General features: G+C 35.0%; 24 protein-coding genes. All 24 read left to right on the plus strand.

The genetic code is table 11. The features are described from left to right. Nucleotides 1-9: 9 nt before the first annotated feature. The 24 genes from EP747_RS03610 to EP747_RS03725 all read left to right on the plus strand — a co-directional run bounded on the left by EP747_RS03610 (nt 10) and on the right by EP747_RS03725 (nt 26,510). The gene (locus EP747_RS03610) at nt 10-657 is read left to right on the plus strand and encodes a 3-oxoacid CoA-transferase subunit B (RefSeq protein ID WP_419179267.1); all 648 of its coding nucleotides are present in this window, start codon (nt 10-12) and stop codon (nt 655-657) included. A gap of 6 nt (nt 658-663) precedes the next feature. After that, nucleotides 664-1,932 carry a peptidase gene (locus EP747_RS03615; RefSeq protein WP_129688560.1) on the plus strand — a complete coding sequence of 423 codons (1,269 nt, stop codon included), beginning with the start codon at nt 664-666 and terminating at the stop codon, nt 1,930-1,932. Between the two features lie 470 nt (nt 1,933-2,402). Continuing rightward, entirely contained in the window at nt 2,403-2,897 is a 495-nt protein-coding gene (locus tag EP747_RS03620; RefSeq protein ID WP_129688561.1) for a HugZ family protein, read from the plus strand. A 152-nt stretch (nt 2,898-3,049) separates the two neighbouring features. Continuing rightward, nucleotides 3,050-3,835: a polysaccharide deacetylase family protein gene (locus tag EP747_RS03625; RefSeq protein ID WP_129688562.1), complete on the plus strand. Its 786-nt coding sequence runs from the start codon at nt 3,050-3,052 to the stop codon at nt 3,833-3,835. 393 nt (nt 3,836-4,228) lie between these two features. Continuing rightward, nucleotides 4,229-5,077 (plus strand): MurR/RpiR family transcriptional regulator, encoded by an 849-nt coding sequence (locus EP747_RS03630; protein ID WP_165346818.1) that lies wholly within the window; start codon nt 4,229-4,231, stop codon nt 5,075-5,077. 41 nt (nt 5,078-5,118) lie between these two features. After that, a complete protein-coding gene (locus EP747_RS03635) occupies nt 5,119-5,928 on the plus strand; it encodes a GNAT family N-acetyltransferase (RefSeq protein ID WP_235832737.1) in 810 nt (269 codons plus the stop codon). Nucleotides 5,929-5,962: 34 nt separating this feature from the next. Then, complete coding sequence (locus EP747_RS03640; protein WP_235832738.1) at nt 5,963-6,967, plus strand: dipeptidase; 1,005 nt, start codon at nt 5,963-5,965, stop codon at nt 6,965-6,967. Nucleotides 6,968-7,018: 51 nt separating this feature from the next. Beyond that, the gene (menC, locus tag EP747_RS03645) at nt 7,019-8,137 is read left to right on the plus strand and encodes an o-succinylbenzoate synthase (protein ID WP_129688566.1); all 1,119 of its coding nucleotides are present in this window, start codon (nt 7,019-7,021) and stop codon (nt 8,135-8,137) included. 359 nt (nt 8,138-8,496) lie between these two features. Beyond that, nucleotides 8,497-9,924 carry a serine hydrolase domain-containing protein gene (locus EP747_RS03650; protein WP_129688567.1) on the plus strand — a complete coding sequence of 476 codons (1,428 nt, stop codon included), beginning with the start codon at nt 8,497-8,499 and terminating at the stop codon, nt 9,922-9,924. A gap of 13 nt (nt 9,925-9,937) precedes the next feature. Continuing rightward, a complete protein-coding gene (locus EP747_RS03655) occupies nt 9,938-11,584 on the plus strand; it encodes an ABC transporter substrate-binding protein (RefSeq protein WP_129688568.1) in 1,647 nt (548 codons plus the stop codon). Then, nucleotides 11,584-12,519, plus strand: coding sequence for a nickel ABC transporter permease (nikB, locus tag EP747_RS03660; protein ID WP_129688569.1), 936 nt, complete (start codon nt 11,584-11,586; stop codon nt 12,517-12,519). The genes EP747_RS03655 and nikB overlap by 1 nt, the downstream gene beginning before the upstream one ends. Then, nucleotides 12,519-13,418, plus strand: coding sequence for an ABC transporter permease (locus EP747_RS03665; RefSeq protein WP_129688570.1), 900 nt, complete (start codon nt 12,519-12,521; stop codon nt 13,416-13,418). Before nikB ends, EP747_RS03665 begins: the two co-directional genes overlap by 1 nt. A gap of 19 nt (nt 13,419-13,437) precedes the next feature. After that, nucleotides 13,438-14,418: an ABC transporter ATP-binding protein gene (locus EP747_RS03670; RefSeq protein ID WP_129688571.1), complete on the plus strand. Its 981-nt coding sequence runs from the start codon at nt 13,438-13,440 to the stop codon at nt 14,416-14,418. After that, complete coding sequence (locus EP747_RS03675) at nt 14,415-15,389, plus strand: ABC transporter ATP-binding protein (RefSeq protein ID WP_129688572.1); 975 nt, start codon at nt 14,415-14,417, stop codon at nt 15,387-15,389. The genes EP747_RS03670 and EP747_RS03675 overlap by 4 nt, the downstream gene beginning before the upstream one ends. Before the next feature lie 60 nt (nt 15,390-15,449). Then, nucleotides 15,450-17,525 (plus strand): alpha/beta hydrolase family protein, encoded by a 2,076-nt coding sequence (locus EP747_RS03680; protein ID WP_129688573.1) that lies wholly within the window; start codon nt 15,450-15,452, stop codon nt 17,523-17,525. Between the two features lie 25 nt (nt 17,526-17,550). Continuing rightward, complete coding sequence (locus tag EP747_RS03685; RefSeq protein WP_129688574.1) at nt 17,551-18,687, plus strand: M20 peptidase aminoacylase family protein; 1,137 nt, start codon at nt 17,551-17,553, stop codon at nt 18,685-18,687. Nucleotides 18,688-19,046: 359 nt separating this feature from the next. Continuing rightward, nucleotides 19,047-19,526 carry a PH domain-containing protein gene (locus tag EP747_RS03690; RefSeq protein WP_129688575.1) on the plus strand — a complete coding sequence of 160 codons (480 nt, stop codon included), beginning with the start codon at nt 19,047-19,049 and terminating at the stop codon, nt 19,524-19,526. Then, nucleotides 19,519-20,934: a PH domain-containing protein gene (locus tag EP747_RS03695; protein ID WP_165346820.1), complete on the plus strand. Its 1,416-nt coding sequence runs from the start codon at nt 19,519-19,521 to the stop codon at nt 20,932-20,934. Before EP747_RS03690 ends, EP747_RS03695 begins: the two co-directional genes overlap by 8 nt. Before the next feature lie 114 nt (nt 20,935-21,048). After that, a complete protein-coding gene (locus tag EP747_RS03700) occupies nt 21,049-22,485 on the plus strand; it encodes an FAD-binding oxidoreductase (protein ID WP_129688577.1) in 1,437 nt (478 codons plus the stop codon). Between the two features lie 4 nt (nt 22,486-22,489). Beyond that, entirely contained in the window at nt 22,490-23,026 is a 537-nt protein-coding gene (locus tag EP747_RS03705) for a hypothetical protein (RefSeq protein WP_129688578.1), read from the plus strand. 296 nt (nt 23,027-23,322) lie between these two features. Beyond that, on the plus strand, nt 23,323-23,502 hold the full coding sequence (locus tag EP747_RS03710; protein ID WP_129688579.1) for a hypothetical protein: 180 nt from the start codon (nt 23,323-23,325) through the stop codon (nt 23,500-23,502). 163 nt (nt 23,503-23,665) lie between these two features. Further along, nucleotides 23,666-25,177, plus strand: a complete 1,512-nt coding sequence (locus EP747_RS03715; protein WP_129688580.1) for an MDR family MFS transporter — start codon at nt 23,666-23,668, stop codon at nt 25,175-25,177. A 103-nt stretch (nt 25,178-25,280) separates the two neighbouring features. Further along, nucleotides 25,281-25,907 (plus strand): class I SAM-dependent methyltransferase, encoded by a 627-nt coding sequence (locus tag EP747_RS03720; RefSeq protein ID WP_129688581.1) that lies wholly within the window; start codon nt 25,281-25,283, stop codon nt 25,905-25,907. 180 nt (nt 25,908-26,087) lie between these two features. Continuing rightward, complete coding sequence (locus tag EP747_RS03725) at nt 26,088-26,510, plus strand: RrF2 family transcriptional regulator (RefSeq protein WP_235832739.1); 423 nt, start codon at nt 26,088-26,090, stop codon at nt 26,508-26,510. Nucleotides 26,511-26,533: the final 23 nt, after the last annotated feature.

Below are 26,533 nucleotides of genomic sequence, written 5' to 3' on the forward strand. Positions count from 1 at the left end.
CCTAGGGAAATGATGGCAAAACGTGCAGCAAAAGAAGTAAAGAGCGGTATGATTGTGAATCTTGGGATTGGAATTCCTTCACTCATCCCAAATTACTTAACAGATGATTGCCAAGTAATGTTCCATGCAGAAAATGGCGTGTTAGGTTTAGGGCCTACTCCACAAAAAGGTGAAGAAGACGAAAATTTATGTAATGCTGCAGGATTACCTGTAACACTAATTCCAGGTTCCAGTTATTTTGATAGTAGCATAGCCTTTGCGATTATTCGAAAAGGTTTATTAGATTTAACAGTACTAGGTGCTCTCGAAGTCAGTAAAAGTGGCGATTTAGCAAATTGGATTGTTCCTGGTAAAAGAGTGCCAGGAATTGGTGGAGCAATGGACTTAGCTCAAAAATCAAAAAAAGTAATTGTTTTAATGAACCATACTAATAAAAATGGTGACCCTAAAATAGTCTCTGAATGTACACTTCCTCTTACATCTCCAAGTTGCGTAGATTTAATCATTACTGAAATGGCCGTAATTGAAGTTAAAAAAGAAAGTGGAGAGCTTTGGTTAAATGAAGTAATGTCTCCATATTTAGTCAGCGATGTGATTGAGAAAACTGGTGCCCCACTATTTGTGAACCCAAATGTTATTGTTCATCGTTGGGAGTGATCAAAATTGGATTTGAAAGCTAAAATTAATGACTACATTCATAAAAATAAGAACAAGGCAATTGAATTACTTCAGAATCTTGTTCGTGAAAAAAGTGTTTCAGGAAATGAAGCTAGTGCACAAAAAATTGTCTCAAATTATTTACAGAATCTTGGATTAGTGATTGATCGCTTTGAACCGTCAATTGAGGAATTAACGAAATCAACCTATTTTATTTCAGAACGAACTTCATTTGAAGACAGTCCGAATATAGTTGCAATTTTAAAGGGAACAGGAAATGGTAGATCTATTATATTAAATGGACATATTGATGTTGTTCCCGAAGGTGAAATAAGTAGTTGGGAGCGCCATCCGTATAGCGGTGAAATCGTAGGAAATCGCTTATATGGTAGGGGTGCAACAGATATGAAGGGCGGGAATGTTGCTGCATTATTTGCGATTGAGGCAATAAAAAAATTAAATATTCCACTTAAAGGCGACATCTATTTTGAAAGTGTTATTGAGGAAGAAAGCGGAGGGGCAGGTACGCTAGCAACGATATTACGAGGATACGTTGCAGATGCTGTCCTTATTCCAGAACCAACTAAAATGAAAATGTTTCCGAAACAGCAAGGCAGTGTTTGGTTTCGAGTAAAAGTAAAAGGTAAAGTTGCCCACGGTGGAACGAGGTATGAAGGTGTTAGTGCAATTGAAAAAAGTATAATGGTTATTAATCATATAAATCAATTAGAAAAAGTTCGAAATACAAGATTACAAGATGATCCACTATACAAAAATGTGCCAATTCCAATTCCAATTAATATCGGGAAAATAAATGGGGGTACTTGGCCCTCCTCTGTCTCAGATCTAGTTACTCTTGAGGGAAGGCTAGGTGTTTCACCAAATGAAACAATCGATGAAGCAAAACTTGAAATAACGAGGTGGCTAAAAACACTTTCATTAATTGATGATTGGTTTATTGAAAATCCGGTTGAGGTTGAATTTTTTGGAGCAAGATGGTTACCAGGTAGAATCGATCTTGGGCATCCATTTATGGAATCTCTGAAGAATTCCTATCAATATGTTTATAAAAATGAACCGATTATTGAAGCTTCTCCATGGGGTACGGACGGCGGATTATTTACACAAATAAAACAAATACCTACTATTGTGTTTGGACCAGGGGAAACGAAGGTTGCACATTATCCAAATGAATACATTGATCTAGATGAATTATTTCGCTGTGCGGAGGTAATTGCCTACACTTTACTAGATTGGTGTGGAGTAGATGAATAATGAAGTATTTTATCAAAACAAGTAGATCACAAATGGTAACCTTGTTGCAGATATTTGTTTTGATTATTTTAATGAACGGATAAGAGTAGAAGATTATAGAGGCAACATAGAAGCATTACTATATTTTATTGAGCAAGAAAGCACCTACGGATCGATTTACTAAATTAATTGTTAAAACTAGAACGGAAGACTACTTACATTACAAAAACGTGGATTTGTAAAAGAAGTTGAAGTCTCAAAATATTTTCACGGAAATAATTGTTATATTTTTGCTAAAATTGACGACATGAATGTTTGATCAAAAAATGATCTCTTAACTATTGACTTAAAATTTTAAATTATTTAAGAGCCTTAATTTAATACTAAGGCTCTTAAAGTTTGATTTAATATTCAGAAAACAGCGTTAATAATGAGAATGATTATTGTTATTATTGAAGTGTAGCAAAAATATTTTCTTTAAGGAGATGCTTATGGAAAAACAATTAGAAGTTCAATTTAAAAAATATGAAAAACTTCAATCTGAATGTAAAACATTGATGATTAGTTCAATGGATGATAAAGGGGATCCACATGTCAGTTATTCACCTTTTGTCATCTACGAAGGTAACTTCTATATTTTCATTAGTAAAATCGCAGCTCATTTTCAATATTTAGAAAACAATAAGTTTATTAGTGTGATGATTATTGCAGACGAAGCAACTTCTCCAATTTTATTTGCTAGAGAACGAATTCGCTATAAATGTACTCCTGAATACGTGGGTAATGTAGACAAAGAGCACATATTTGATAAGTTTATAGAAAATCACGGAGAACAGATGATTAAGGTTTTAAGAGGAATCGATCTGTCGTTATTCAAGCTTACACCAATGGAAGGCCGATATATCGCTGGATTCGGGCAAGCTTTTGAAATCGATCCGATTGAAGGAACATTTATACAAATTGATCCTTCTAAAATGAATCATTAAATAGAAAGGCCCGTTACTACAATAAGAGTAACGGGCTTTTAAATTATTGTGTGCGACAATTAAGTTCTTACTAGTTTAAAATTACTAGAAATAATGATAGTTAAAATGGAAATTGGAACACTAAATAGTAAAAAGATAAAGGGAGGATTTTTATGCGAAAGATAACTTTATTTTTTCTATGTCTATTTTTGTGGATACAGCTACCAGAAAAAACACATGCTGCAGACAAAATTCCAATTTTAATTTATCATTCCATTGATGAGTTTACTGGGCACGGAGTAAGAGACTTGTTTGTCTCACCAGAGAATTTTGAAAAGCAAATGATCTATTTACGTGATCATGGATTTACACTTTTAACTTTTGAACAATGGGGAGACCGTAATAAAGTAAAGAAACCTGTATTTATTACAATTGATGACGGTTATAAAAATAACTTAAATGTGGTAAAAATTTTTCAAAAATTGAAATCGGATACTTTTACACCAAAAGCAACTATATTTGCGATTTCCGACTATATTGGATGGCCGGATCGTCTTTCTAGCACGGATTTAAAAAAGATGTCTGATTCAGGGATGTTTTCAATCCAATCTCATACTGCAACCCATCAAGATTTAAGGAAGATAGATGATTATAAGCATGAGTTGAAAGATTCCAAAGATAAGATTCAATCAATTACTGGAAAAGCTGTGATAGCTCTCTCGTATCCTTATGGTTATCATAATGATAAAGTAATTGAGGAAACAAAGAAGTACTATACTTTTGCAGTAGCGACAGATCCGAAATATTATCTAGAAAAGGGTACAAAGAATGAAGTCTATCTTTTACCTAGAATCTATATTAAGTATGACACTACGATGGATGAATTTGCTAAGATTGTAGAAGGACAGGCTAAAGTTATTGTAAATTTTAGGGAGTCTGAGACTATTTATGAAAATTGAAAGAGTTGTTTCTTAGGTCAAATTCGCTTTAAATATTTGGACTTACCCCGTTCAAGTAGAGGTAAAAGCACTTTGTACCTTCCTTCAAATACAGCTAAATCGTAAACTTAAATTCTAATACTAGTGTTATATAATCAGCAAGCTATTAACGCTCAATTCTAACAGAGTTGGGCGTTTTTATTGTTTTAACAAGTATGATCGTTAATTGTTGAAAGAATATCACTTAAGCGACAATTCTAATGAATTATTTTAATCTAGTATAGGACACTAGAACTGTTCTCAATGTAGCACTAAAATATTTTTGAAAATTTAGAATTTAATCTTGAATAAAAGAATAAACTTCAATATAATGAAAAAAAAGGAAATCCTTCATAAATGAATGGGAGAATTGCAATGGAAGAATTAAAACAAAAAGTTCAAGATGAATTCGATAACTTTTCGAAGGGGTTAAAAAAGGTCGCAAAATATTTCCTTGCAAATCCGGAAGACTTCGCGATGGACTCAGGTGTACAAGTTGGACAGAAGATTAATGTAAGTGAAACAACTGTTATTCGATTTTGTCATGCACTAGGCTATAGTGGCTTTAGTTCATTACAAAAGGATATCCAGAACCAACTGTTGAATCGTAAAAGCAGTTTGGTTGAATACCATTCCATGAAAAATAAGATGGACATGGATCGAGATTTTTCTAAGAAAATGATGCATAAGGACGCAGAATTAATATTGCAAACTGCTGAAGGTTTAAACGAAGAGGATTTTAATTTGGCAGTAGAACGATTAAGTCAATCCGAAAGGATACTTGTTTCTGGTACACGTTCTTCCCATGCAATGGCACATTGGTTTTCGTTTGCACTTGAACTCATCCGAGGGAACGTTAGGATGTTTCGACCAGATACGGATGATATTGTTTTACGTATAGGTGAAATGAATGAAAATAGTACGTTCGTGGCATTTTCTTTTCATCGGTACGCATTAGAAACAATTAATATGGCTAGAGAGGCGAAATTGCGGGGGGCGTTTGTGATTAGTTTTACCGATTCAGAGGTTGCACCTATTCGGGAGTATACTGATGTATTATTTACCGTACAACTACCGATCAAGTCAACTTTGGATGTTAGTCCAGCAGTTTTTTCTCTTATGAATTCCTTACTTGGTGGAGTTGTAGTAAAAAATTCTGATCAGTTTATGAAGCGTACAAAGGCATATGAGAATTTTCATTTGCACCATTTCTTTGGGGAATAAAAGCTTTTCCTCTTATTTTTATAAAGAAAGTGGGTATGAGAATGTTTCAAATTAAACGATTGGAGGATATTGCTGAAATAGAATCCATTCAACAAATTGAAAAAGAAGTGTGGAATATGTCACCAATACCCATTCATCAAACGTACACAGCATCTCATAATGGTGGGCTAATTTTAGGAGCTTATTACGATAATCAATTAATAGGGTTTCAATATAGCTTTCCAGGGTATATTGACGGTAGATCCTATTTATGCTCCCATATGCTAGGGGTTTTACCTACCTATCAAAAAAGTGGATTAGGTAAAAAATTGAAAGAGGCACAGCGGAAGTATGCTTTAGAAATGGGCTATTCATTGATAGTTTGGACATTTGATCCATTAGAGAGTGTTAATGCCTACTTAAACCTACATAAGCTAAAGGGGATTGGGGCTACCTACATCGAAAATCATTATGGCGAGATGACTGACTCACTAAACAAAGGGCTGCCTACTGATCGTTTTTTAGTAGAATGGTGGATTCGTAGTGATCATGTATGTAAGGCCCCAAGCAGGGTAGACGTACAAGGGTACAAACCAATAGTAGAAACAAAGCTTGATAACTTTGGTTTTCCGACAATTAGCAAGGAATATGAAATTAATTTTACGGAAGATATTTATGTAATACCTATACCTGAAGACTTTCAACAAATAAAAAATAAACAGCCTGAGCTTGCGAAGGAATGGCGGTACAAAACAAGAAAATGGTTTCAAATCTTGTGTGAAAATGACTTTGCTGCAAGTGACGTTATTCGAAATCCAGATGAAAGAGTCAGTTATTATATTTTTGAAAAACGTGAAAATTTATCTATTTAAGCTTCTAAACTCTTTAGAGGAGGAGAGATTTTTTTTGGTTAATTCTCGAAATAGTGCATTAACGATTGATGGGCACTTTGATATTCTAATGGATGTTCAGATCCAAAGGGAAAAAGGAAGAAAGAAAGTAATTGAAACAGATTATTACCCTAGATTTGTAAAAGGCGGTATTAACGTCATTATCGCTTCTATATTTATAGACAGTGCATTTTTACCAGAAATGGCACTACGCAAAGCACTTAGTCAAGTAAGTGCACTTTATGAAGAAGTGCAAGAGTCTCCTGATAAATTAATGATTTGTTATAACGGAGTTGACATGGACCTTGCTAAGAAAAAAGGAAAGATTGGTTTCTTACTTTCCATTGAAGGAGCAGAACCGTTAGGAACAGATCTTAGTTTATTAAGAGTTTTCTATGAATTAGGGGTTCGCAATCTGGGACTGGTATGGAGCAGGAGAAATGCAGTAGGGGATGGGAGTTTCTTTCAACCAGTTCCTGAAGGAAGAAAAGGGGGGATTTCAAGCTTTGGAGTTAAGTTGATTAAAGAGGCAGAAAGACTGGGTATATCTATAGATGTATCGCACTTAAATGATGAAGGCTTCTGGGATGTCATTGAAATTTGTGAAACGCCAGTTATTGCTTCCCATTCTAACGCTCGTTCTATTTGTTCAACATTGAGAAATTTGACGGATGAACAAATAGGGGCAATTGCTTCCACAAATGGTGTAATAGGGATTAATGCTGCTAGTATGCTAGTATCGGAAGATGATTCTAAGAGCAACATTGTGCAGCTCGTTAATCACTTAGATCATCTTGTAGATGTAGCAGGAATTGAACATGTTGGAATAGGGTTAGACCTTTGTAATGACTTTATGAAATACCTATCACCAGATGATTTAGCAAGTTTGCCAAGAGTGCCCTTTGATGTGATAGATGGACATGACCAATTACCTCTTTTTATCGAAGAGCTAATGAATCGAGGGTATAAACAAGACGAAATAACAGCGATATTAGGAGGTAATTTTAGAAGAATTTATTAGCAAAGTGGAAGGCTTTTACGAAACCGGTTCACTTTAATAGGAGGTTTTAGAATGACGTATAGTCCAATCTCGATTCGGCAAATTACGCTGAACCGATTAAACATGAAGTTAAATGCTCCATTCACCACGAGCTTTGGTACCTTTCAAGATAAAGAGTTTTATATCATTGAAGTGGAGGATGAGGAAGGGAATATTGGATTTGGAGAATCTGTTGCCTTTTCCAGTCCTTGGTACAGTGAGGAAACGGTTAAAACGAATAAACATATTATGGAAGATTTTCTTATTCCATTATTGTTTGAGGCACCTATTCATCACCCTGATGAAGTGTCTCAACGTTTCCAGTCCATTAGAAAAAATAATATGGCAAAGGCTGGACTAGAAGGAGCAGTTTGGGATCTTTATGCTAAACGACAAAAATTACCGCTTTATCAAGCACTTGGTGGAAATAAAGACAAAATCGATGTTGGAATTAGTATCGGTCTTCAGCCAACATTAAAAGGGCTTCTTCAACTCGTGGAGTCTCATGTCAAGGCTGGTTACAAACGGATAAAATTAAAAATTAAACCTGGATCCGATTACGAAATGTTAAAAGAAGTAAGAAGGGAATTTCCAAATATTGCAATGATGGCTGATGCAAATTCTGCTTATACTTTATCTGATATGGAGACATTAAAAAAACTCGATGAATTTAATTTAACGATGATTGAACAGCCGTTAAGTCATGATGATATTATTGACCATGCCAAATTGCAGAAACAGCTAGTAACGCCAATTTGTTTGGATGAAAGTATCCATTCACTAGAGGATGCTAGAAAAGCAATAGAATTAGATAGTTGTCGAATTATTAATATCAAAATTGGGCGTGTTGGTGGACTGACTGAGGCCAAAAGGATACACGATTATTGTTTAATGAAAGGAATTCCCGTTTGGTGTGGAGGTATGCTTGAAGCAGGCATTGGACGTGCCCATAATATTGCCTTAACCTCATTAAATCAGTTTATTTTACCAGGAGATACTGCTGCTTCAGCAAGTTACTGGGAGCGAGATATTATCGATCCTGAGGTAATTGTAGACCAGGGAGTTATTCACATACCAAAGAAATTCGGCATCGGCTATGACATTAATCGAGAGGCGTTAGAATACTATTGCGTCGAAAAAAATGTATTCTAAGAATCGAGTTACAAAGTGAAAACTTAAAATTTTGAAAAGTCAGAAAATACAATTGACTAGAAATTCTAAGAGATTATATAATAGGTTAAAAGGAAATACTTTATAATTTATAAAAATGAAGTTTTTACTTTTTTAAAGAAATACTAACAGGTTTGAAAATACAACTTGATTCTTCAACTAATCATCTAATCAACTAATCAACTAATCTACCCCCCTAAAAAATCTTACTTTAGTAAATGTAATGTTCCTACCCTTTCATTCAAAAATCAATCACCAGAAGAGAGTAACTTAAATTCTAGTAGTCACACCTAAAGTTAAATAATTTTAGGTTTAATAAAATATTAAGGGAGAGTGCTGTTATGGGACACAATGTTTTGAAAAAAGTAAAAGAATTTGAGGTTTATTGTAATGAAATAGTAGAGAAGTACCAAATTCCTGGGTATGCGATTGGTCTAGCAAAAAATGGTGAACTTTTCTATGAAAACGGTTTCGGTTACCGTGATAAAGAAAATGAGTTACCATTATCCTCTGACACAGTACTTGGAATTGGCTCTGTAACTAAATCTTTTACTTGTGTAGCAATTCTCCAATTACAAGAGGCAGGGAAATTATCGGTTCAGGATCCTATTATTAAATATTTACCTGAGTTTAAGACAAGCAATGATGAATATACAAAACTGATGACAATCCACCACTTTATGACACATTCAGCAGGGCTTCCTCCAATTCCAAGTCTTTTTGGTGCTATGAGTAAAACGCTAGCATTAGATCCGAAATTTGATGGCGGCAAAGAGGAAGAAAAGTCTCCTGACATTCCATACATTGCTACATATGAGGAATTAATGGAATCGATCGCTAAGGGAGAGTATACATTGCTTGGTGCTCCTGGTACTGAATTTAGTTATTCTAATGACTGTTATGCTTTACTCGGAGCTGTTGTGGAAAGAGTCAGTGGCATAACTTATGAGCAGTATATGAAGGATTTTATATTAGATCCTGCTGGTATGAAGAATAGTGTCTTCCATCTTCATGAATTGGAAGGGCACGAAGATATTTCTAACTTATATGCATCTAGAAAAAAAGATGATGAGACGATTGTGTTTGAGTCAAATAATCCATGGGATGCACCATCGATGCGTGCAGCAGGATTCTTAAAATCAACAGTGAACGATATGCTGAAATATACAGAAATCTTCCGAAATGAAGGCAAAGTAGGAGAGGCTCAAATTTTGACACCTGAGAGTGTTGAAGCCATGACGACTCCTTATATCCAATGCGGATATACTGAATTCTATGGATACGGAGTAATGATTCATCCAGATTTCTATGGATATAAACTTGTTGAACATGGTGGTTCTATTAAAGGGGTATCAGCTCAAATGAATATTATCCCTGAGTTAGGTTTAACTGGTTTTTCTAATGCTAATTTAATAGGCGTTCCTTCTAAGAAACTTTTAAATAGTGCCTTTGCAGATTATTTGGAAAAACCATTAAGATCTTCACACTTAAACATGTCAGAAATACATTTAACTGTAGATCAATTACAAGAATATGTAGGGAAATATGCTTCAGGTGAGGGCGGAAAGGTTGACTTTTCTATCAATGATGAAGGAAAACTTTGTGCTCAAATGGAAGGAATGGTAGACTCCGTCGTAAAACCGATTGAGGAAGATTGGTTTTTATTTGAAATGAGAGAAGATGAATATTCTATTCAATTTAAAAGAGATGAAGAAGGTAAGATTATTCGTTGTTTATTTGGATTCAGACAATTAGTAAAAACGGAATAAGGAGGTTTGTCAATTGCGTACAAAAACTGCACGTAAAATAATCCCGAAATTCGCATTATTATCGGTGAGCGTTCTTACTATTTTTGCAATGACTGCTTGTAATTCTACTGACCAAGCATCGACGAATAACAAGAAAAATGCAACAAGCTCTTCAGTTTCTCCACAATTAGGTGGAACGATTACAGTAGGACTTTCTCAGGAACCAGATACTCTTGATATTCAAAAAACAGCAATGAGTACAGCTGATGAAATTTCAAATCGCTTAGGAAATACACTATTAACTCTTGACCCAAAAACCAATGAAATAGCTCCAGGTCTAGCAGAGAGCTATCAAGTATCAAGTGATGGTAAAACGATTACGTTTAAAATTCGTCAAGGAGTTGCCTTCCATGATGGAACTCCTTTAACATCAAAGTCATTTAAAGAAACTTTTGATCGTATGTTAAATCCAGCAACTGGTGCGCCTTTAGTCAGCTTTTTAGCTGGTGTAAAATCGGTTTCGACTCCAGACGATCAAACACTAGTCGTTGAATTGGCACAACCATCGGCACCTTTCCTAAATAACTTAACAACTGGGTTTTTACAGCCATTATCATTATCCGCTATCAATAAGGATGGAGCTAATTATGGAAGAAACCCTGTCGGAGTTGGTCCTTGGAAGTTTGAGAAATGGACAACAGGACAATCTGTTACATTAGATCGAAATAATGATTATAATTGGGCGCCATCCTTTTTTGCAAATAAAGGAAAGGCTTACCCAGATAAATTAGTTTATAAATTTATTACGGATCCCCAAACGATGCTTGCTGCTCTTGATAGTGGCTCGATTGATGTCCTAGTAAATGCAGCTCCAAAAGATGCTGAAAGATATCGCAAAAATGATAAGTTCCAAGTCCTCGATGCTGATCAACAAGGGCTAGGATTATTCTTAGAGATGAATCTTGATAACGAATTGTTAAAGGATAAAAATGTGAGAACAGCATTGAATATGGCTATTAACAAAGATGCCATCATTAAAGCAGCCCTTAATGGTGAAGGAACAGCAGCATATGGACCACTTTCATCCTCTATTTTTGGATATGATCCGAATGTGAAAGAATATGGCATTAAATACAATAAAGACGAAGCTACCAAACTATTAGAAAGCTCAGGCTGGAGTAAAAATAGTCAAGGTATTATGGAGAAAAACGGAAAGAAACTAGAGTTTGATCTTTCAGTCTATAGTACACAAAGTCAAGCTGCACAAATCGTTCAAGCGATGTTAAAGGATATAGGCGTTAACATTAATATTAAGCAAATGGAAACAGCAACCCTAATCCAAAAAGCATCTAAAGGAGAATTCGATCTTTCATTCTTAAGTTATTCTTATTCTGATCCTGACATTCTTTATATGCTATTCCATTCAAGTCAAATTGGTGGATTAAATCATATTCGAGTGAAAAATCCAGAGCTTGATGCTTTATTAGAAAAAGGCAGAACAACTACCAATGCTGAGGAAAGAAAGCAAATTTATGCTGACGCTCAAAAGTTGATTGTTGAAAATGCATACTGGGTGCCAGTCTATTCTCCTAAAGTGTTTTATATTGTCAATAAGAGAGTACATGATATAAAACTTCAGTCAACGAATATACTTTTAAATGACAGTTGGGTGAGTAAGTAATGACTCAATACATTCTAAACCGGATCATTTCAGCCATCATTGTTATCTTTGGTATCTCGATCCTCTCATTTTTTCTAATACACTTGATACCTGGTGATCCAGTCAAAATAATGCTCGGTATAAATGCATCACCGGAACAAGTAGCAAAACTAACACACCATTTGGGGCTGGATAAGCCCCTTTTGGTTCAATATTTACAATACATTAATAATGTTTTTCACGGCGATTTTGGGACATCCTTGAAAACCGGTAGACCGGTATTGACTGAAATCTTAGATCGTTTTCCTGAAACAATAAAGTTAGCAGCATCTGGGATGGTATTTGCCGTCATTATTGGAATCGCGTTGGGTATTTTAGCAGCGAAATACAAGGATACGATAATCGATACATTTTGTACTGGTCTAGCAACCTTAGGCGTATCTATTCCGAGCTTTTGGTTAGGTATCTTATTAATTTTAGTATTTTCAGTAAAATTAAGCTGGTTTCCGATAGCTGATGGAACTGGACTCAAATCACTCATTCTACCTGCTATTACTTTAGGAGTAGTCATGTCTACTATGATTAGTAGATTAACTAGAAATGGAATGGTAGAGGTTCTATCAAATGACTATATTCGTACTGCACGGTCGAAAGGTCTAGAGGAACGTCATATATTATTCCACCATGCTTTTAGAAATGTGCTTATTCCAATTATTACTGTCATTGGATTGCAAATAGCAGCTCTGCTTGGTGGCACGGTCATTATTGAGCAAGTCTTTAATTGGCCAGGTTTAGGTACACTCTCCATTGGGGCCATAATGTCAAGGGATTTTCCGATGATTCAAGGCACGATCTTATTTATGGGAGCTGTCTATGTTAGCGTTAATATATTAGTAGACATCGTTTACAGTTTAATCGATCCACGTGTTAATTTGAATGAAAAGGGTGAAGGGTAATGGCAAAATTGAGTGAGGCATATAAACCAATTGAGGCTCCCACTCTACGTAGGAAACCTAAACTTATTAAACTCACAACTTTCCATAAAATTCTTAGCTATAAGCGGGCAAAATACTGCCTAGTTTTCTTACTATTAATTGTTTTAATTGGCATTTTTGCCCCATTCATTGCACCGTATAATCCTGAGAAGCCTTTCTATGATGCCATTTTACAAGCCCCAAATAAGGAGCACATTTTTGGAACGGATTCATTAGGAAGGGATGTATTTTCGCGCCTAGTTTATGGAGTTCGCGTTACTTTAACTGTATCCACACTAGCTTTAGGTATCACTTTAGTTGCTGGTACGTTTATAGGGTTAATTAGTGCATATATTGGAGGGCTTGTTGATAACATTTTAATGCGTATCATGGATGTATTGTTAGCTTTACCGAGTATTGTTTTAGCTCTTGCCATTGTCGCGATATTAGGTCCAAGCCTTACAAATGCCATGATTGCTGTTGGAATCGCTTCAATACCGGGCTTTGCTAGATTAACTAGAGGTGCTGTTTTGACTGTAAAATTTTCTGATTTTGTCGAAGCTAGTCGTTCAATAGGAAGCTCAAATAGTTGGATTTTGAGAAGACAAATTTTACCCAATATTTTTGGGGTTCTGCTTGTTTATACAACGTTATTTATCGGAGTTGCCATTTTAGATACAGCTGGACTTAGTTTCATTGGACTCGGTGCCCAACCGCCGACACCGGAATGGGGAACCATGCTCAGTGAGGGGAAGCAATATATTAATGACGCTTGGTGGTTAGCTACATTTCCTGGTCTAGCGATTACGGCTGTTGTGTTTTCAGTTAATTTCTTAGGTGATGTTTTGAGAGATGTATTTGATCCGAAAACATCAAGGTAACGAAAAGGAGAGGGCGATTATGTCTAATGTACTAGAAGTAAGAGGCCTTACCACTGAATTTAAAAGTAAGCATGGTCCGCTTAAGATAATAGAGAACATTGACCTTACTGTAAAAAAAGGCGAGATACTAGGAATAGTTGGAGAATCAGGCTGTGGAAAGAGTGTTACTTCACTTTCTATCCTTCAGTTATTAGATAAAAAGGCTAAAATTTCTAGTGGCAGTGTTACATTTAATAATAGTAACTTAGTAGATAAAACAGAAAAAGATATGAGGAAAATAAGAGGAAACGAAATATCCATGATCTTTCAAGATCCTATGACCTCTCTTAATCCTGTATTAACCATCGGAATGCAAATAGGCGAAGTGATACAAAAGCATAAGAAATTAACTGGATCAAATTTGAAGGAAAAGGTGTTACATTTATTGCGATTAGTTGGCATACCACGTCCAGAAGCCATCTATCACGAATACCCTCACCGTTTATCGGGAGGAATGAAGCAACGTGTCATGATTGCCATGGCTATTTCTTGTAATCCAGCACTTTTAATTGCTGATGAACCAACCACTGCATTGGATGTAACGATTCAAGCTCAAATATTAGATTTACTTAAATCCTTAAAAGATGACTTGCATATGTCTATCTTGCTTATTACCCATGATCTTGGAGTAGTAGCAGAAATGTGTGACCGAGTAGTGGTTATGTATGCTGGACAGGTTGTGGAAACAACTGATACAAGAACACTTTTGCGTAATCCAAGGCATCCTTATACAATCGGGTTGATTCAATCCACTCCTCATCAATCTAAAGGCGATCGACGTCTTAAATCGATTCCAGGTCAAGTTCCAACTCCTGACCAATATCCAAATGGTTGTCGTTTTGCTGACAGATGCCCAAAGGTGTTGGGAATATGCAGAAATAGCCTTCCACCACTTATCGAAGTTGATGATCAAACATCTTGCAGATGTTGGTTGTTACAACAAAAGGAGACGTTCGTATGAGAGCCCCCCTCTTACAAGTGAAACATTTAGAAAAAAAGTTTAAGACCAATAAATCCTGGTTGAAACCTCCTCAATATGTACGTGCAGTAAATGGGGTTAGCTTGAATCTAAATCAGGAAGAGACACTTGGGATCGTTGGAGAATCCGGTTGTGGAAAATCAACAACTGGCAGATGCTTATTACGCCTTACCCAGCCTACGAGTGGAGAAATAATTTTTCAAGGAACAGATATCACTAAGCTTAGTAAAAAAGAAATGAATAAATTTCGTAAGGACATTCAGATGGTATTTCAAGATCCAATGGCTTCCTTAAATCCGAAACTGACAGTGAGAGAAATTCTATCTGAACCATTAATATCCAATCGTGTTCCAAGGAAAGAACATGATGAATTAATTAAAGATACTCTTAGTTTAGTAGAATTATCTGAAAGCTATTTATCAAGATATCCACACGAACTCTCTGGGGGACAACGCCAACGTATTGGGATTGCGAGAGCGATTATCATAAGACCAAAGGTAGTAATTCTTGATGAACCCGTTTCAGCACTAGATGTTTCAGTTCAGTCTCAAATTCTTAATTTGTTACAAGACTTACAAGAAGAATTAGGTCTTTCGTATATATTCATTTCACATGATTTAAGCGTAGTAGAACATATCGCGCATCGAGTCGGTGTAATGTATCTTGGGGAAATCGTAGAAATTGCAGATAAGGAACAATTATTTAAAAAGCCTTTGCACCCATATACGCAAGCGCTTATCTCTGCTATTCCGAAGACGGATCCAGACGATAATAAAGAGCGTATCATTCTTACTGGAGAGTTACCATCCCTAGACAATCCTCCAAGTGGATGTGCTTTCCATCAACGATGCATCCACGCCATGGATTCCTGTAAAACGGTTAAGCCTCAAATGAAAGAAGTAGAAGGAAGAAGAGTAGCTTGTCATTTATATAATGAAGAGAATAAAGTTTGATGAACGGATAGTGAAGCCCAGATAATTGGATTCACTTTCTTCACTTTGGAGGAGATAATCGTGAGTTTAAGACTAACAATACCAGAAGATATTTATCGGTTTGAATGGCCTAGTAATCCCGTGATTTCACCTAATGGGAAACAAGTAATCTATGAAAAATCGACTGCTTGTCAGAGTGGAAATGATTATTTAACCCATTTGTTCTTAGCTAATATAGAAGGAACATCAGATCAGCAACTAACTACTAAAGGAACAAGAAATACTCATCCTGTATGGTCGCCAAATGGCAACACTATTGCTTACCTATCTAATCGTAGTTATGGTTCGCAAATCTGGGTGTTATCGTTAGACTCAAGACTAGAGAGCTGTCTAACTAAATTTAAACATGGTATTAGCTCAATTATTTGGTCACCAAATAGTGATATGATTTATGGTTTAGTGCCAGTGGCGCAAGACGGAGAAGTTGAAGTGTTTTATGAAAATATAACTGAAGCTCAAGCCAGTGATGAAATCAGTGCTCGAAATAAGCAATGGCTCGAAGGTTCGAAAAGTTTCAACCAGCTTTATTACAAAAATGATGGGATTGGTCTTCAAAACTTATACACTCGCCAGCTTGTTTCGATAAATGTCAAAACTGGGGAATTCAAACAATTAACGAATAGGCCAAATCATATCTCAGATCCTGCTATTTCACCGGATGGAAAATATATTGCTTTTACTTCTTTAAATGATGGGGAGAGTGGTCTCTATGGGCGAAGAATCTACTCTATATCCGTTCATGGTGGAGAAGAAAAATTGGTATATTCAAAAGCAAATGCGCATTCGCTATCTTATTCACCTGATGGAAAGTGGATTGCGTATTTTTCAAACCATCATAATCAAATTCAATTACTCCTTATTCCGGCTGATGGAGGAGAGGTAAGATGTCTAAGCAAACAATATCATGATACGCTAAGTGATATGATTTTTACTGATATGCGCTTCCTAAAAAGTCCTTTGAAACCTCAGTGGTCCCAAAATGGAAAGTATGTTTTTGGTCTCGGAACTCGTGAAGGGAGAAATGAAATTGTCCGCTTTGCAGTGGATGATTCAGATGGAAGAGGGCGTATAGTAGTTGGTGGAGACAGAACTATTTTTCATTTCTCCTATAATGGGGATCAAACGTTTGTTATAGCGTATTCGTCTGTTGAACACCCTGGAAAAATTGCTGTGGTTAATGTTGAGAAAGATACAGGATACAATTATAAAAAGAGAGAACCAAAAGAAGATCTTTCTATTCAAGAAGTATCATCCTTTTCCACAAATGAAGTACGAATTGATCACTGCAATGATGCCTTTTTATCTGAGGTAAAGGTGGTCAAACCAGAAGTCTTATCGTATCTTTCAGAAGATGATTGGCACGTTCAAGGATTTGTTCTTAAGCCAGCTAATTTTGAAGAAGGGAAAAAATACCCTGTATTATTAGATATTCATGGTGGTCCCCATTCTTCGTTTGGCTATACTTATTTTCACCAAATGCAACTATTCTCTGCACATGGTTTTGCTGTTGTCTACCTTAATCCACGAGGGACTTCTGGGTTTGGTGAAGATTTTACTAACGCAGTGTGTGGTGATTATGGCGGGAAGGATATGAAGGACCTTTTTAATGGGTTAAACGAGGCCTTACGTCGTTTTGATTTTCTTGATAAAAACAAGGTGGCAGTCAATGGTATTAGTTATGGTGGATTTATGGTGAATTGGTTAATTACTCATACCAATCAATTTTTTGCTGCCGTATCCGAAGGCTGTATTTCTAACTGGGTGTCGATGTATGGTACTAGTGATATCGCCCCTGAATTTATGGATGTAGAATTTCAAGGGAAAACGGATGTAGAATTACTTTGGAAACGCTCCCCACTTGCTTATGTGGAAAATGTGAATACTCCACTTTTGCTTCTTCATAATGAGAGCGACTTGAGGTGTCCTATAGAACAGGCTGAACAGTTTTATTCACAAATTAAGCGCAGAGGAGGAGAGGTTGAATTTGCACGGATACCGAACTCAAGCCATGCACTCCTTCAAGTAGGGAAACCTACCCTGCGAATTGAAAGGTTAGAAGCTATGCTAGATTTTGTAACATCACGGTTACCAGAATAATTAGCAAAAGGGAGATTGGCCATTTATGAATGAGATAAATACATGGGTTTCTCAGCATGACGAGTCTATAAAATCCACTTACCAGTACCTTCATAAACATGCTGAAATTAGTTGGAAAGAGGTTGAGACAACTAGGTTCTTATGTAAACAATTAGAAAAATTGGATATTCCATACGAAACGTTTGAGGACATAACAGGTGTCGTTGGTTACTGGGGCAATAAAGAAGAAGGACCAACAATTGGGATAAGATCAGATATGGACGCTTTGTGGCAGCTAGTGGATGGAGAATGGAAAGCGAATCATTCTTGTGGTCATGACGCTCATATGACCATGGTCCTTTTTGCCATAACTTGTTTGAAGGAAATTGGTTATGAACCTAAAGGACTAGTAAAAATAATCTTTCAACCAGCTGAGGAAACTGGGAAAGGTGCAAAAGCAATGATTGAAAAAGGGGTTCTAAATGACGTGAAACTGTTACTTGGTCTTCATGTGCGCCCTGTTCAAGAATTGAAATTTGGTGAAGCAGCACCTGCCATCTATCATGGGGCTACTACTTTATTAAAAGGGACCATCAAAGGGAAACAGGCTCACGGCGCTAGACCGAATCTTGGTATAAATGTAGTAGATTCCCTTGGAGCAATCATTCAAGCAGTCAATGCGGTAAAGGTAGACCCATCTGTTTCTGCATCTGCAAAGGTGACAATGGTAAAGGCCGGTGGAGATAATGTAAATATCATCCCAGACTTTGCTGAGTTCGGAATTGATGTACGAGCCGAACGAAATGAGATAATGATAGAGTTAATCAAAGATATTAAACAAGCGGTTTTTGCAGCTGGAACGGCCAATCATGCAGAAGTATCTATGGAAACCATTGCAGAAATGGTGGCTGCAGAAAAGAGTCACGTTATGGAAGATGTAGTAAAAGCGGCTATCGTGGAAGCGATTGGAGTTGAAAGCTTGGCCCCAGCGGTTAATACTCCTGGAGGAGAGGACTTCCATTTTTACAAAACAAATTTCCCTCATTTGCAATTAACAATGGTAGGTTTAGGAACAGACTTGGAGCCAGGCTTGCATCATCCGAATATGAGCTTTAATCTAGATTCACTTTCAAACGGAGTTAAAATCTTAAGTACTGCTTTGATCAAGATGTTGTCATTATAATTACCATAGTGGCGGATATAATAAATCAATTGAAAGAGGGTTTCACATAAGACAATGCAAGTTAAATCTTATGAGATATCCTTTTTTATTGATTGAAACAATTACTATATTCCATCAAATTTAGGGGCTACTTCAAATGAAAAATAAAGGGTATATTCAATAAGGGAATCTGCCATTTAATAAAATTTCACGTACCAAAATTTCATCTTTTTTTTAATTTTTAAGTACTTCTTAATCAATATTTTTATTGAAAAAATTACTCTTTTTTAGCTTTGTCGATAAATAGGAGGTTTGTGAATAGTTTGTCTCATGGTATGATATAGTAAGTGATAGATTAATGAGATAGAAAAGGTGATTAAATGAGAGCAAATCCATCACAAAGACCATCACCTAAAATGAGGTCAGTATGGAGAATTACATCACTATTAATGAGTATCTCTCTAGTTGCATTACCAATTATCTATTATTTTCTTATGAGACATTTTTCACTTCCCTTCTTTATTTTAATGATTATTATAGGTGTCGTTATAGCGTTAATAATTTTTTTAACTTTGTTTTTACCTACACTTAAATTGAAATATACCGCATATGAGATTTATGAAAATGAGTTAGAAATTCAAAAAGGAATATTTGTTATTAAACGAATTGTTATTCCTATGGTCAGAGTTCAACACGTTACGACAGAAGTAGGACCAATCCTACGTCGATACGGTTTATCTACAGTGAATATTTCCACGGCAGCCACCACACATGAAATTGAAGGCTTAGAACACCATGTCGCAGAAAAGCTTAGAGATAAAATTATCTACTTAGCAAGGATAAGTGATGACGATGTTTGAGCCAAAAAGACAACATCCAGCTTATATACTTACCGTATTTTTAGAGCAAATTAAAAACGTACTAATACCACTTATTATACTTTTAGTTTCAGGTGGTAAAGGGTCAATGTTTCAATATTTGTTTGCTGTTGTTCTGATCGTTTTTCCAGTTGCTTCAGCAATCATAAAATGGTATCGATTTACCTACTATATAACTGAAGATGAATTTAGAATTCGTTCGGGATTGTTTGTAATCGAAAATACGTTTATTCAAAAAGAGCGTATTCAGTCTTTTTCAATTAATGCTGGATTTATTCAACAGCTTTTTAATGTGGTGAGCGTACGAATTGAAACAGCTGGTGGAAAAAAAGCTGAAGGTATATTAAATGCAATACCTAAGGAAGTGGCACTTTCATTAAAAAATGAAGTATTAAACTCTAAAAAGAAAAAAGTAGGTTTGGTTGTAGCTGAGGAAAATAGTGTACAAGCAGTGCCATTAGTTGATATAAGTTTAACAATTGAAACGCGAAAGCTTTTTTTAGCTGGAATCACTTCCTTTGAAGTTGGACTAGCTTTTGCCGTTTTAGCATCATTATTTTCACAAATCGAGGATTTACTTCCACATAGTATTTATGTGGCAATATATAATCAAATACAAACATTCACTTACATGATGTTTTTTATTGTATTTTTAGGTAGTTTATTACTTTCCCTAATTTTTTCAACCATTAGATACATATTAAAATTTGCAAACTTTACTGTCCAAAGAAGAGATGAGCGAATTATTATTACAAGAGGGTTATTCGAAAAAAATGAATTTACGGTTTCGTTAAAACGAATTCAAGGAGTAGTTATAAAAGAAGGGATCATTCGTCAATTATTTGGCTATTCTACAGTTTACGTCGAAGCTGTTGGCATGGGGGATAAGCAGGAACAAGGTAGACATGTTCTACATCCATTTATTAAAACGAAGGATGTCCACTTATTCTTAAAAAATTTTATTCCTTCTATTAACTATGATGAAATATCAAACCGAGCACCAAAAAGAGCTCGAAAAACGTATTATTCAAGAATGATTATTACTTTTCTTCTAATAGCAAGTGGAATTGTATTACTTCCATTTATTCACTTCTGGGTTTATGGCATTGTTTTAATCGGTATATTTATTGGGGAATTAGGATTTAGAAATGCAGGCTATACATTATTAGATCGAACTGTGATCGTTCAGTCTGGTTATTTCTCAAGAACAACTGCGATTTTACCAAAAGAGCGAATACAAGTATTGATCGGTGAACAAAGTTTCCTTCAAAAAAGAGTAAAACTAAAATCTATATACATTACGATTCTTTCAAGCCAATTTGGCCGTACTTATCAGGTAAGACATTTAGATGAAAAAGATGTAAATCGAATGATTGGTTGGTTTAGTTAATAAATATTTAGTATGATCATATAGCTTTATTGTTAAAAGAAGACGTGTATACATTTGTGTAAGCACGTCTTTTTTTAACGCTTAATTTGTTTTTGCTATTAGGAGGAAAAGAACTTGGGGAAACGAATATTTGTAGGAATACTCCTCTTAACCGTGTTTGTGACAGTTTTACATACGCTGTGGAATAAACCTGCACCATTACAGCATGGAGTGATTGATGATGTTGGCCATCTTCTTCCTACTAAAATTGATCGTATTGTCAAAGGAAACGAAGTAGATCAATTAAAGAAAATTGTCATCGATGCAAAAAAACAAGGGAAGACAGTTTCAATTGCAGGCGAGCGACATAGTCAAGGTGGTCATACATATTATAAAGATGGTGTGGTGATTGATTTAAAAACATTTAATAAGGTTGAAAAAGTGGATCCTGTTCAAAAGACAGTTATTGTTCAAAGTGGTGCAACGTGGGGAGATATACAAAAAGCGATTAATCCTTTTCATCTTGCATTAAAGGTAACTCAGTCACAAGAGATATTCTCAGTAGGTGGTTCATTAAGTGTGAACGCACATGGTCGTGACATTCGGAATCACTCATTAGCTAGTACTGTTAATTGGTTTACATTATTAACGCCTGAAGGGAAAGTAATTAAAGTAAGCCGCACTGAGAATAAAGAATTATTCCCTTATGTATTAGGTGGATATGGATTATTTGGAATTATTTTAGAAGTAGAGTTTCAACTAACGGATAATGAATTATATAAAATAGAAACAAAAACGATGGACTATAAGAAGTATCCAAATTATTTTAACAAGAACGTTTTAGAAAACCAAAATGCAAGAATGCATATTGCTAGAATTTCTGTAGCACCAGATAGCTTTTTAGATAAGGTTTATGCAATTAATTATATGGCAACATCCCGTAAAATGTCCGATTCAGATCAAGAGCTAAAGGAAGATCATTCTGCTTTTTTTCCGAAGTTTGCACTAGGTATGTCTAGAACTTCGGACATTGGTAAAAATCTTTTTTGGGATTTTCAATATCGCTTTATTCATTCCCTAAATGGAAACTATGAAACTCGTAATAATGTCATGCGTTCTGAAAGTAAGTTTATGGAATTCGATGACCGTCAAGATACACAAGTTTTACAGGAATTTTTTGTACCTGTAAATGAATTTGTTCTTTACATTGATGATATTAGAGAATATTTACAATATGAAAATTTAAATATATTAAATATAACGATTCGTTACGTTGAAAAAGATGATGAAACAGTCATGAATTATGCGAAAGATGATATGTTTGCTTTCGTTGTTTTGATTCAACACGGTAAAGATAAAGATTCTGTTCAATATGCAAAGGAGGTAATTCAAAAGTGGACTGATATAACTTTGGAGCATCGAGGAACTTATTATTTACCTTATTATCCATATCAGTCTAAGCAACAAATGGTTACAGCATATCCAAAAACGCAAGATTTTTTTAATAAGAAAAGAGAGTTTGATCCAAAAAGTGTATTTATGAATACTTTTTATGAAAATTATGGGGAGTAATCCTATGAATCGTTTTTTAATCGCATTACTTAGTATTATTGGATTTAGTAGCTCTTTAGTATTCCCTTATTATGTTCTCTTCTTAAGGAATATAGGAGATGCGTATGGCGTATTTAGTTTATTATATGGACTTTTTTCATTAAGTTTGAGTGTGGTAGTATACTTTGGTGGCCGATTCGTTGACCGGGTTTCACCATTTATATTAATGATATTCCATTCAATATTTTGCTGTTTATTGTTTTTTTCACTGCCTTTGATCGATAATATAAAGATTGTCTATATTGGGCAAGTTTTATTTGGAGGATTTACTGCGTTATTCAAGATTGCTGAAAAGAAATTATTTATGAACGCTTCATCTGATTTTTATAGAAGTTACTTATTTTGGACATCTTTTGTAACAGCTATTTGTATTATAGGTGTAGGAACTTTGCTTGAATCAATTGACATTCAATTTATGTTTCATTTAGCGGCTTGGCTTTTCTTAATAAGTGCACTTGGTCTTTGTTATAAAATGATAATGAGTAAGCAGCAGACTAGTTGAAGGTTTTTGCAACGATTGATTTAAATTCAGAGTAACACAACAATGTTTTGTTTTTTGTGATTGGTTTTTATGCGTAACGTTGTTATATTCCTTTTTATACAATAAAGTTAATGAACAAGTAGCATGTTTTACATATAAAGTACTGTTTTTAATAAAAATAAAACAATAAGTTTAAATTTATATATTGTTTAAGTAACGAAACAATGTTATATTAACTTTAAATTAAATAAAGTATTTATGGAGACATTTATTACTTTATGTGAAGTTAAATTGTATGGAAGGAATGATTATATATTATGAGACATGAGGAAGCTGTAGGAATTTTTTATGCTGCTTTTGTAATTTTAGGCTTAACGATTGGTTTAGGTGTAGGTTATTTTACATCACATTTAGTCGTAGGAGGATTTCTTGGTTTTGGAATTGGAATAGGTTTAGGTCTATTAAGTAATGCTATTTTATACATTAATAGAGACTGATTTTGACTGCTGTGCTAATGATCGCCAAAGGTAACTTTAGCTCTTTATCAGGCTATGCGCCCCAAAAGACAAGCGTTTTTTAGTCAGTTAGATACTTAAGTTAGGCCATGAATACAAAATTGAAATTAAATTTTATGCTTGAAATGTTAAAGGAGAGATGGTCATGCAAAAAAGGGAAACTAAATTGGTTCCTGTTATGATTGCGTTATTACTTGGGATATTTTTCGCTTCCCTTGACAACACAATTGTTTCTACGGCGATGCCTACAATTTTAAAAGATTTAGGTGGCTATGATAAATTTGTTTGGGTAACATCGGCTTACTTAGTTACAGAAATGGCTGGTATGCCAATTTTCGGTAAACTTTCTGATATGTACGGTAGAAAAAGATTTTTTATGTTAGGAATTATATTATTCATTTTAGGTTCAGTTCTTTGTGGTACAGCGAACTCTATTATTCAGCTTAGTATTTACCGTGCAATTCAAGGTATTGGTGGAAGTGCTTTAATGCCAATTGCTTTTTCAATTATATGGGATGTGTTTCCTGTTGAAAAGCGTGGTAAAATGAGCGGTATTTTTGGTGCCGTTTTTGGATTATCAAGTGTTCTTGGACCATTAATTGGCGCTTATATTACAGATTATATTAACTGGAGATATATTTTCTATATTAATATTCCTTTTGGACTTTTAACACTTGGACTAATTAGTTATTTTTATATCGAGTCAAAAAATCACACGAAGCAACAAATCGACTGGTGGGGTGCAACAACATTTGTTATTAGTATCGTCTGTTTAATGTTTGCACTTGAGTTAGGTGGAAAAGAATACGCTTGGGATTCTGTTCAAATCTTAGGATTATTTGCTGGATTTGCTTTTTTCCTTATTGTCTTTTTATTTATTGAACGTAAAGCTGCTGAACCGATTATTTCATTTAGTATGTTTAAATATCGTCTTTTTGCTGCTAGTAACTTTGTTGGATTATTTTATGGAGCGGCATTCATCGCTGCAACAATTTACATTCCAATCTTTATCCAGTTTGTTCAAGGTGGAACAGCTACAAATTCTGGTTTAGTTTTATTACCAATGATGGTAAGTGTTAGTATTTCTGCTTCATTTGGTGGGGCTTTAGCGAATAAAACTAGTTATCGAAATATAATGGTCGGATCAGTTGTGCTTCTGTTAGCAGGTATTATTTGCCTAGGTACTTTAACTCCTGATACGACTAAATTCCAAGTAATCGTTTATATGGTCATCGTTGGACTAGGCGTAGGGGCATCATTCTCAGTGCTTGGTATGTCTGCGATGCATCATTTTGATAATGAAAATCGTGGTTCGGCAAGTTCAACTAACGCATTCCTTCGTGCTTTAGGAATGACGGTTGGTATTACTGTTTTTGGTGTTATTCAACGAAATGTATTTACCGATAAAATTGCTGATGCATTTGCAAAAAGCGGCGCACCACAGGATTTTTCGAATATTAATCAAGCCTTTACTCCTGAAGCTGCCAAATTGATTCCTGCACCAATACTGACAAAAATTACTGACGTGTTTTCAACATCAATTGCTCATACATTCCTTTGGACATTAGTTCCTGTAGGATTCGCATTGATTTCAATTTTCTTAATGGGTAATGAACGTTTATCAGATAAAGAAATGGCTAAGAGCAATGCGTCATAAATAGTAATGAAAAAAGAAAGACCTTGGGTCTTTCTTTTTTTGAACACAATAGTATAGCTCAAGTAGGTAAGTAGATTGGATGATTTTGAAAGGGGATTTAGATATGACAGAATTTTGGGAATCAAGTTTTATAGAAAATCAAATGATGTGGGGATATGAACCTTCAGACTCCGCAATTTTAACAAAGGACTTTTTCCTTGAAAAGAAAGTTCAGGATGTATTGATTCCTGGGATTGGATATGGTAGAAACGCAAAGATTTTTACTGACAACGGAATAAACGTAACAGGTATTGAAATATCAAAAACAGCGATTGAATTGGCAAGACAAAATGGGATTAATTTTACTATTTTTCATGGTTCTGTAACCGACATGCCTTTTGATCAAAAGCTGTATGACGGTATATTTTGTTACGCACTTATTCACTTATTGAATAATCATGAGAGAGAGAAGTTTATTAAAGATTGCTATAATCAGTTAAAGCCAAATGGCTATATGGTATTTACTACGATTTCAAAAGATGCTCCAATGTTCGGAAAGGGCAAACAGTTAGATAAGGACTACTACGAAATAATGGAAGGTGTAAAAATGTTTTTTTATGGTTCTGACTCAATCAAACAAGAATTTGGAAACTATGGACTGATCGAAGTTTCGGAAATTCTTGAGCCACATAAGAATATGGAAAGTAAACTTCCGTTTAAATTTACTATGGTGAAATGTCAAAAGAAATAATCATTTACAAAGCTTATTGTCACTAAAATCACTACGAAATATTATTGCAATTTGGAAAGACGTAGGGCTTAGCTATTTCACTTAATTTTTTTCACCATTTTATAACATTATCTCTTTATAATTTAGATAAGGTTGTCTTTTTCAAAAAATAGTTTAGACTAGTAACTGAGGTGAATGATCTTGAAAGATAAGGTTTCTAGTACGAAGTGGTTTGGACTAGCACTGCAATCTCTATTAGTTTTAGCGGAGCAAGACGGAATTTGTCCAAGCGCAGTATTAGCTCAAAAACTTGAAGCACAGTCTACTTTTTTAAGAAAAATTCTTGCTAATTTAGTTAAAGCAGGCATTATTTCAGCTAAAGAAGGACGAGATGGTGGATATTATTTAGCCAGAGGTGCTAATGAAATTACTTTAAAAGATGTTTATGATGCGATGAGATCAGATCCATATTCAAAAGGCTTTTTAGATGTAAATAGTAAGGAATGTTTTGCGCCATCTACACGTTCTGCTTTATATGATTTAAAAGATGAGATGGAAAGCTGGCTTGTTGAAGGTCTTGCAAAGAAAACAATTTCAGACTTATTACCAAAGGAAAATGGGTAAAATAAAATCGAAACTAGGTTGTT

The organism is Gottfriedia acidiceleris (assembly GCF_004138285.1).
In the GTDB taxonomy this organism is placed as follows: domain Bacteria; phylum Bacillota; class Bacilli; order Bacillales; family Bacillaceae_G; genus Gottfriedia; species Gottfriedia acidiceleris_A.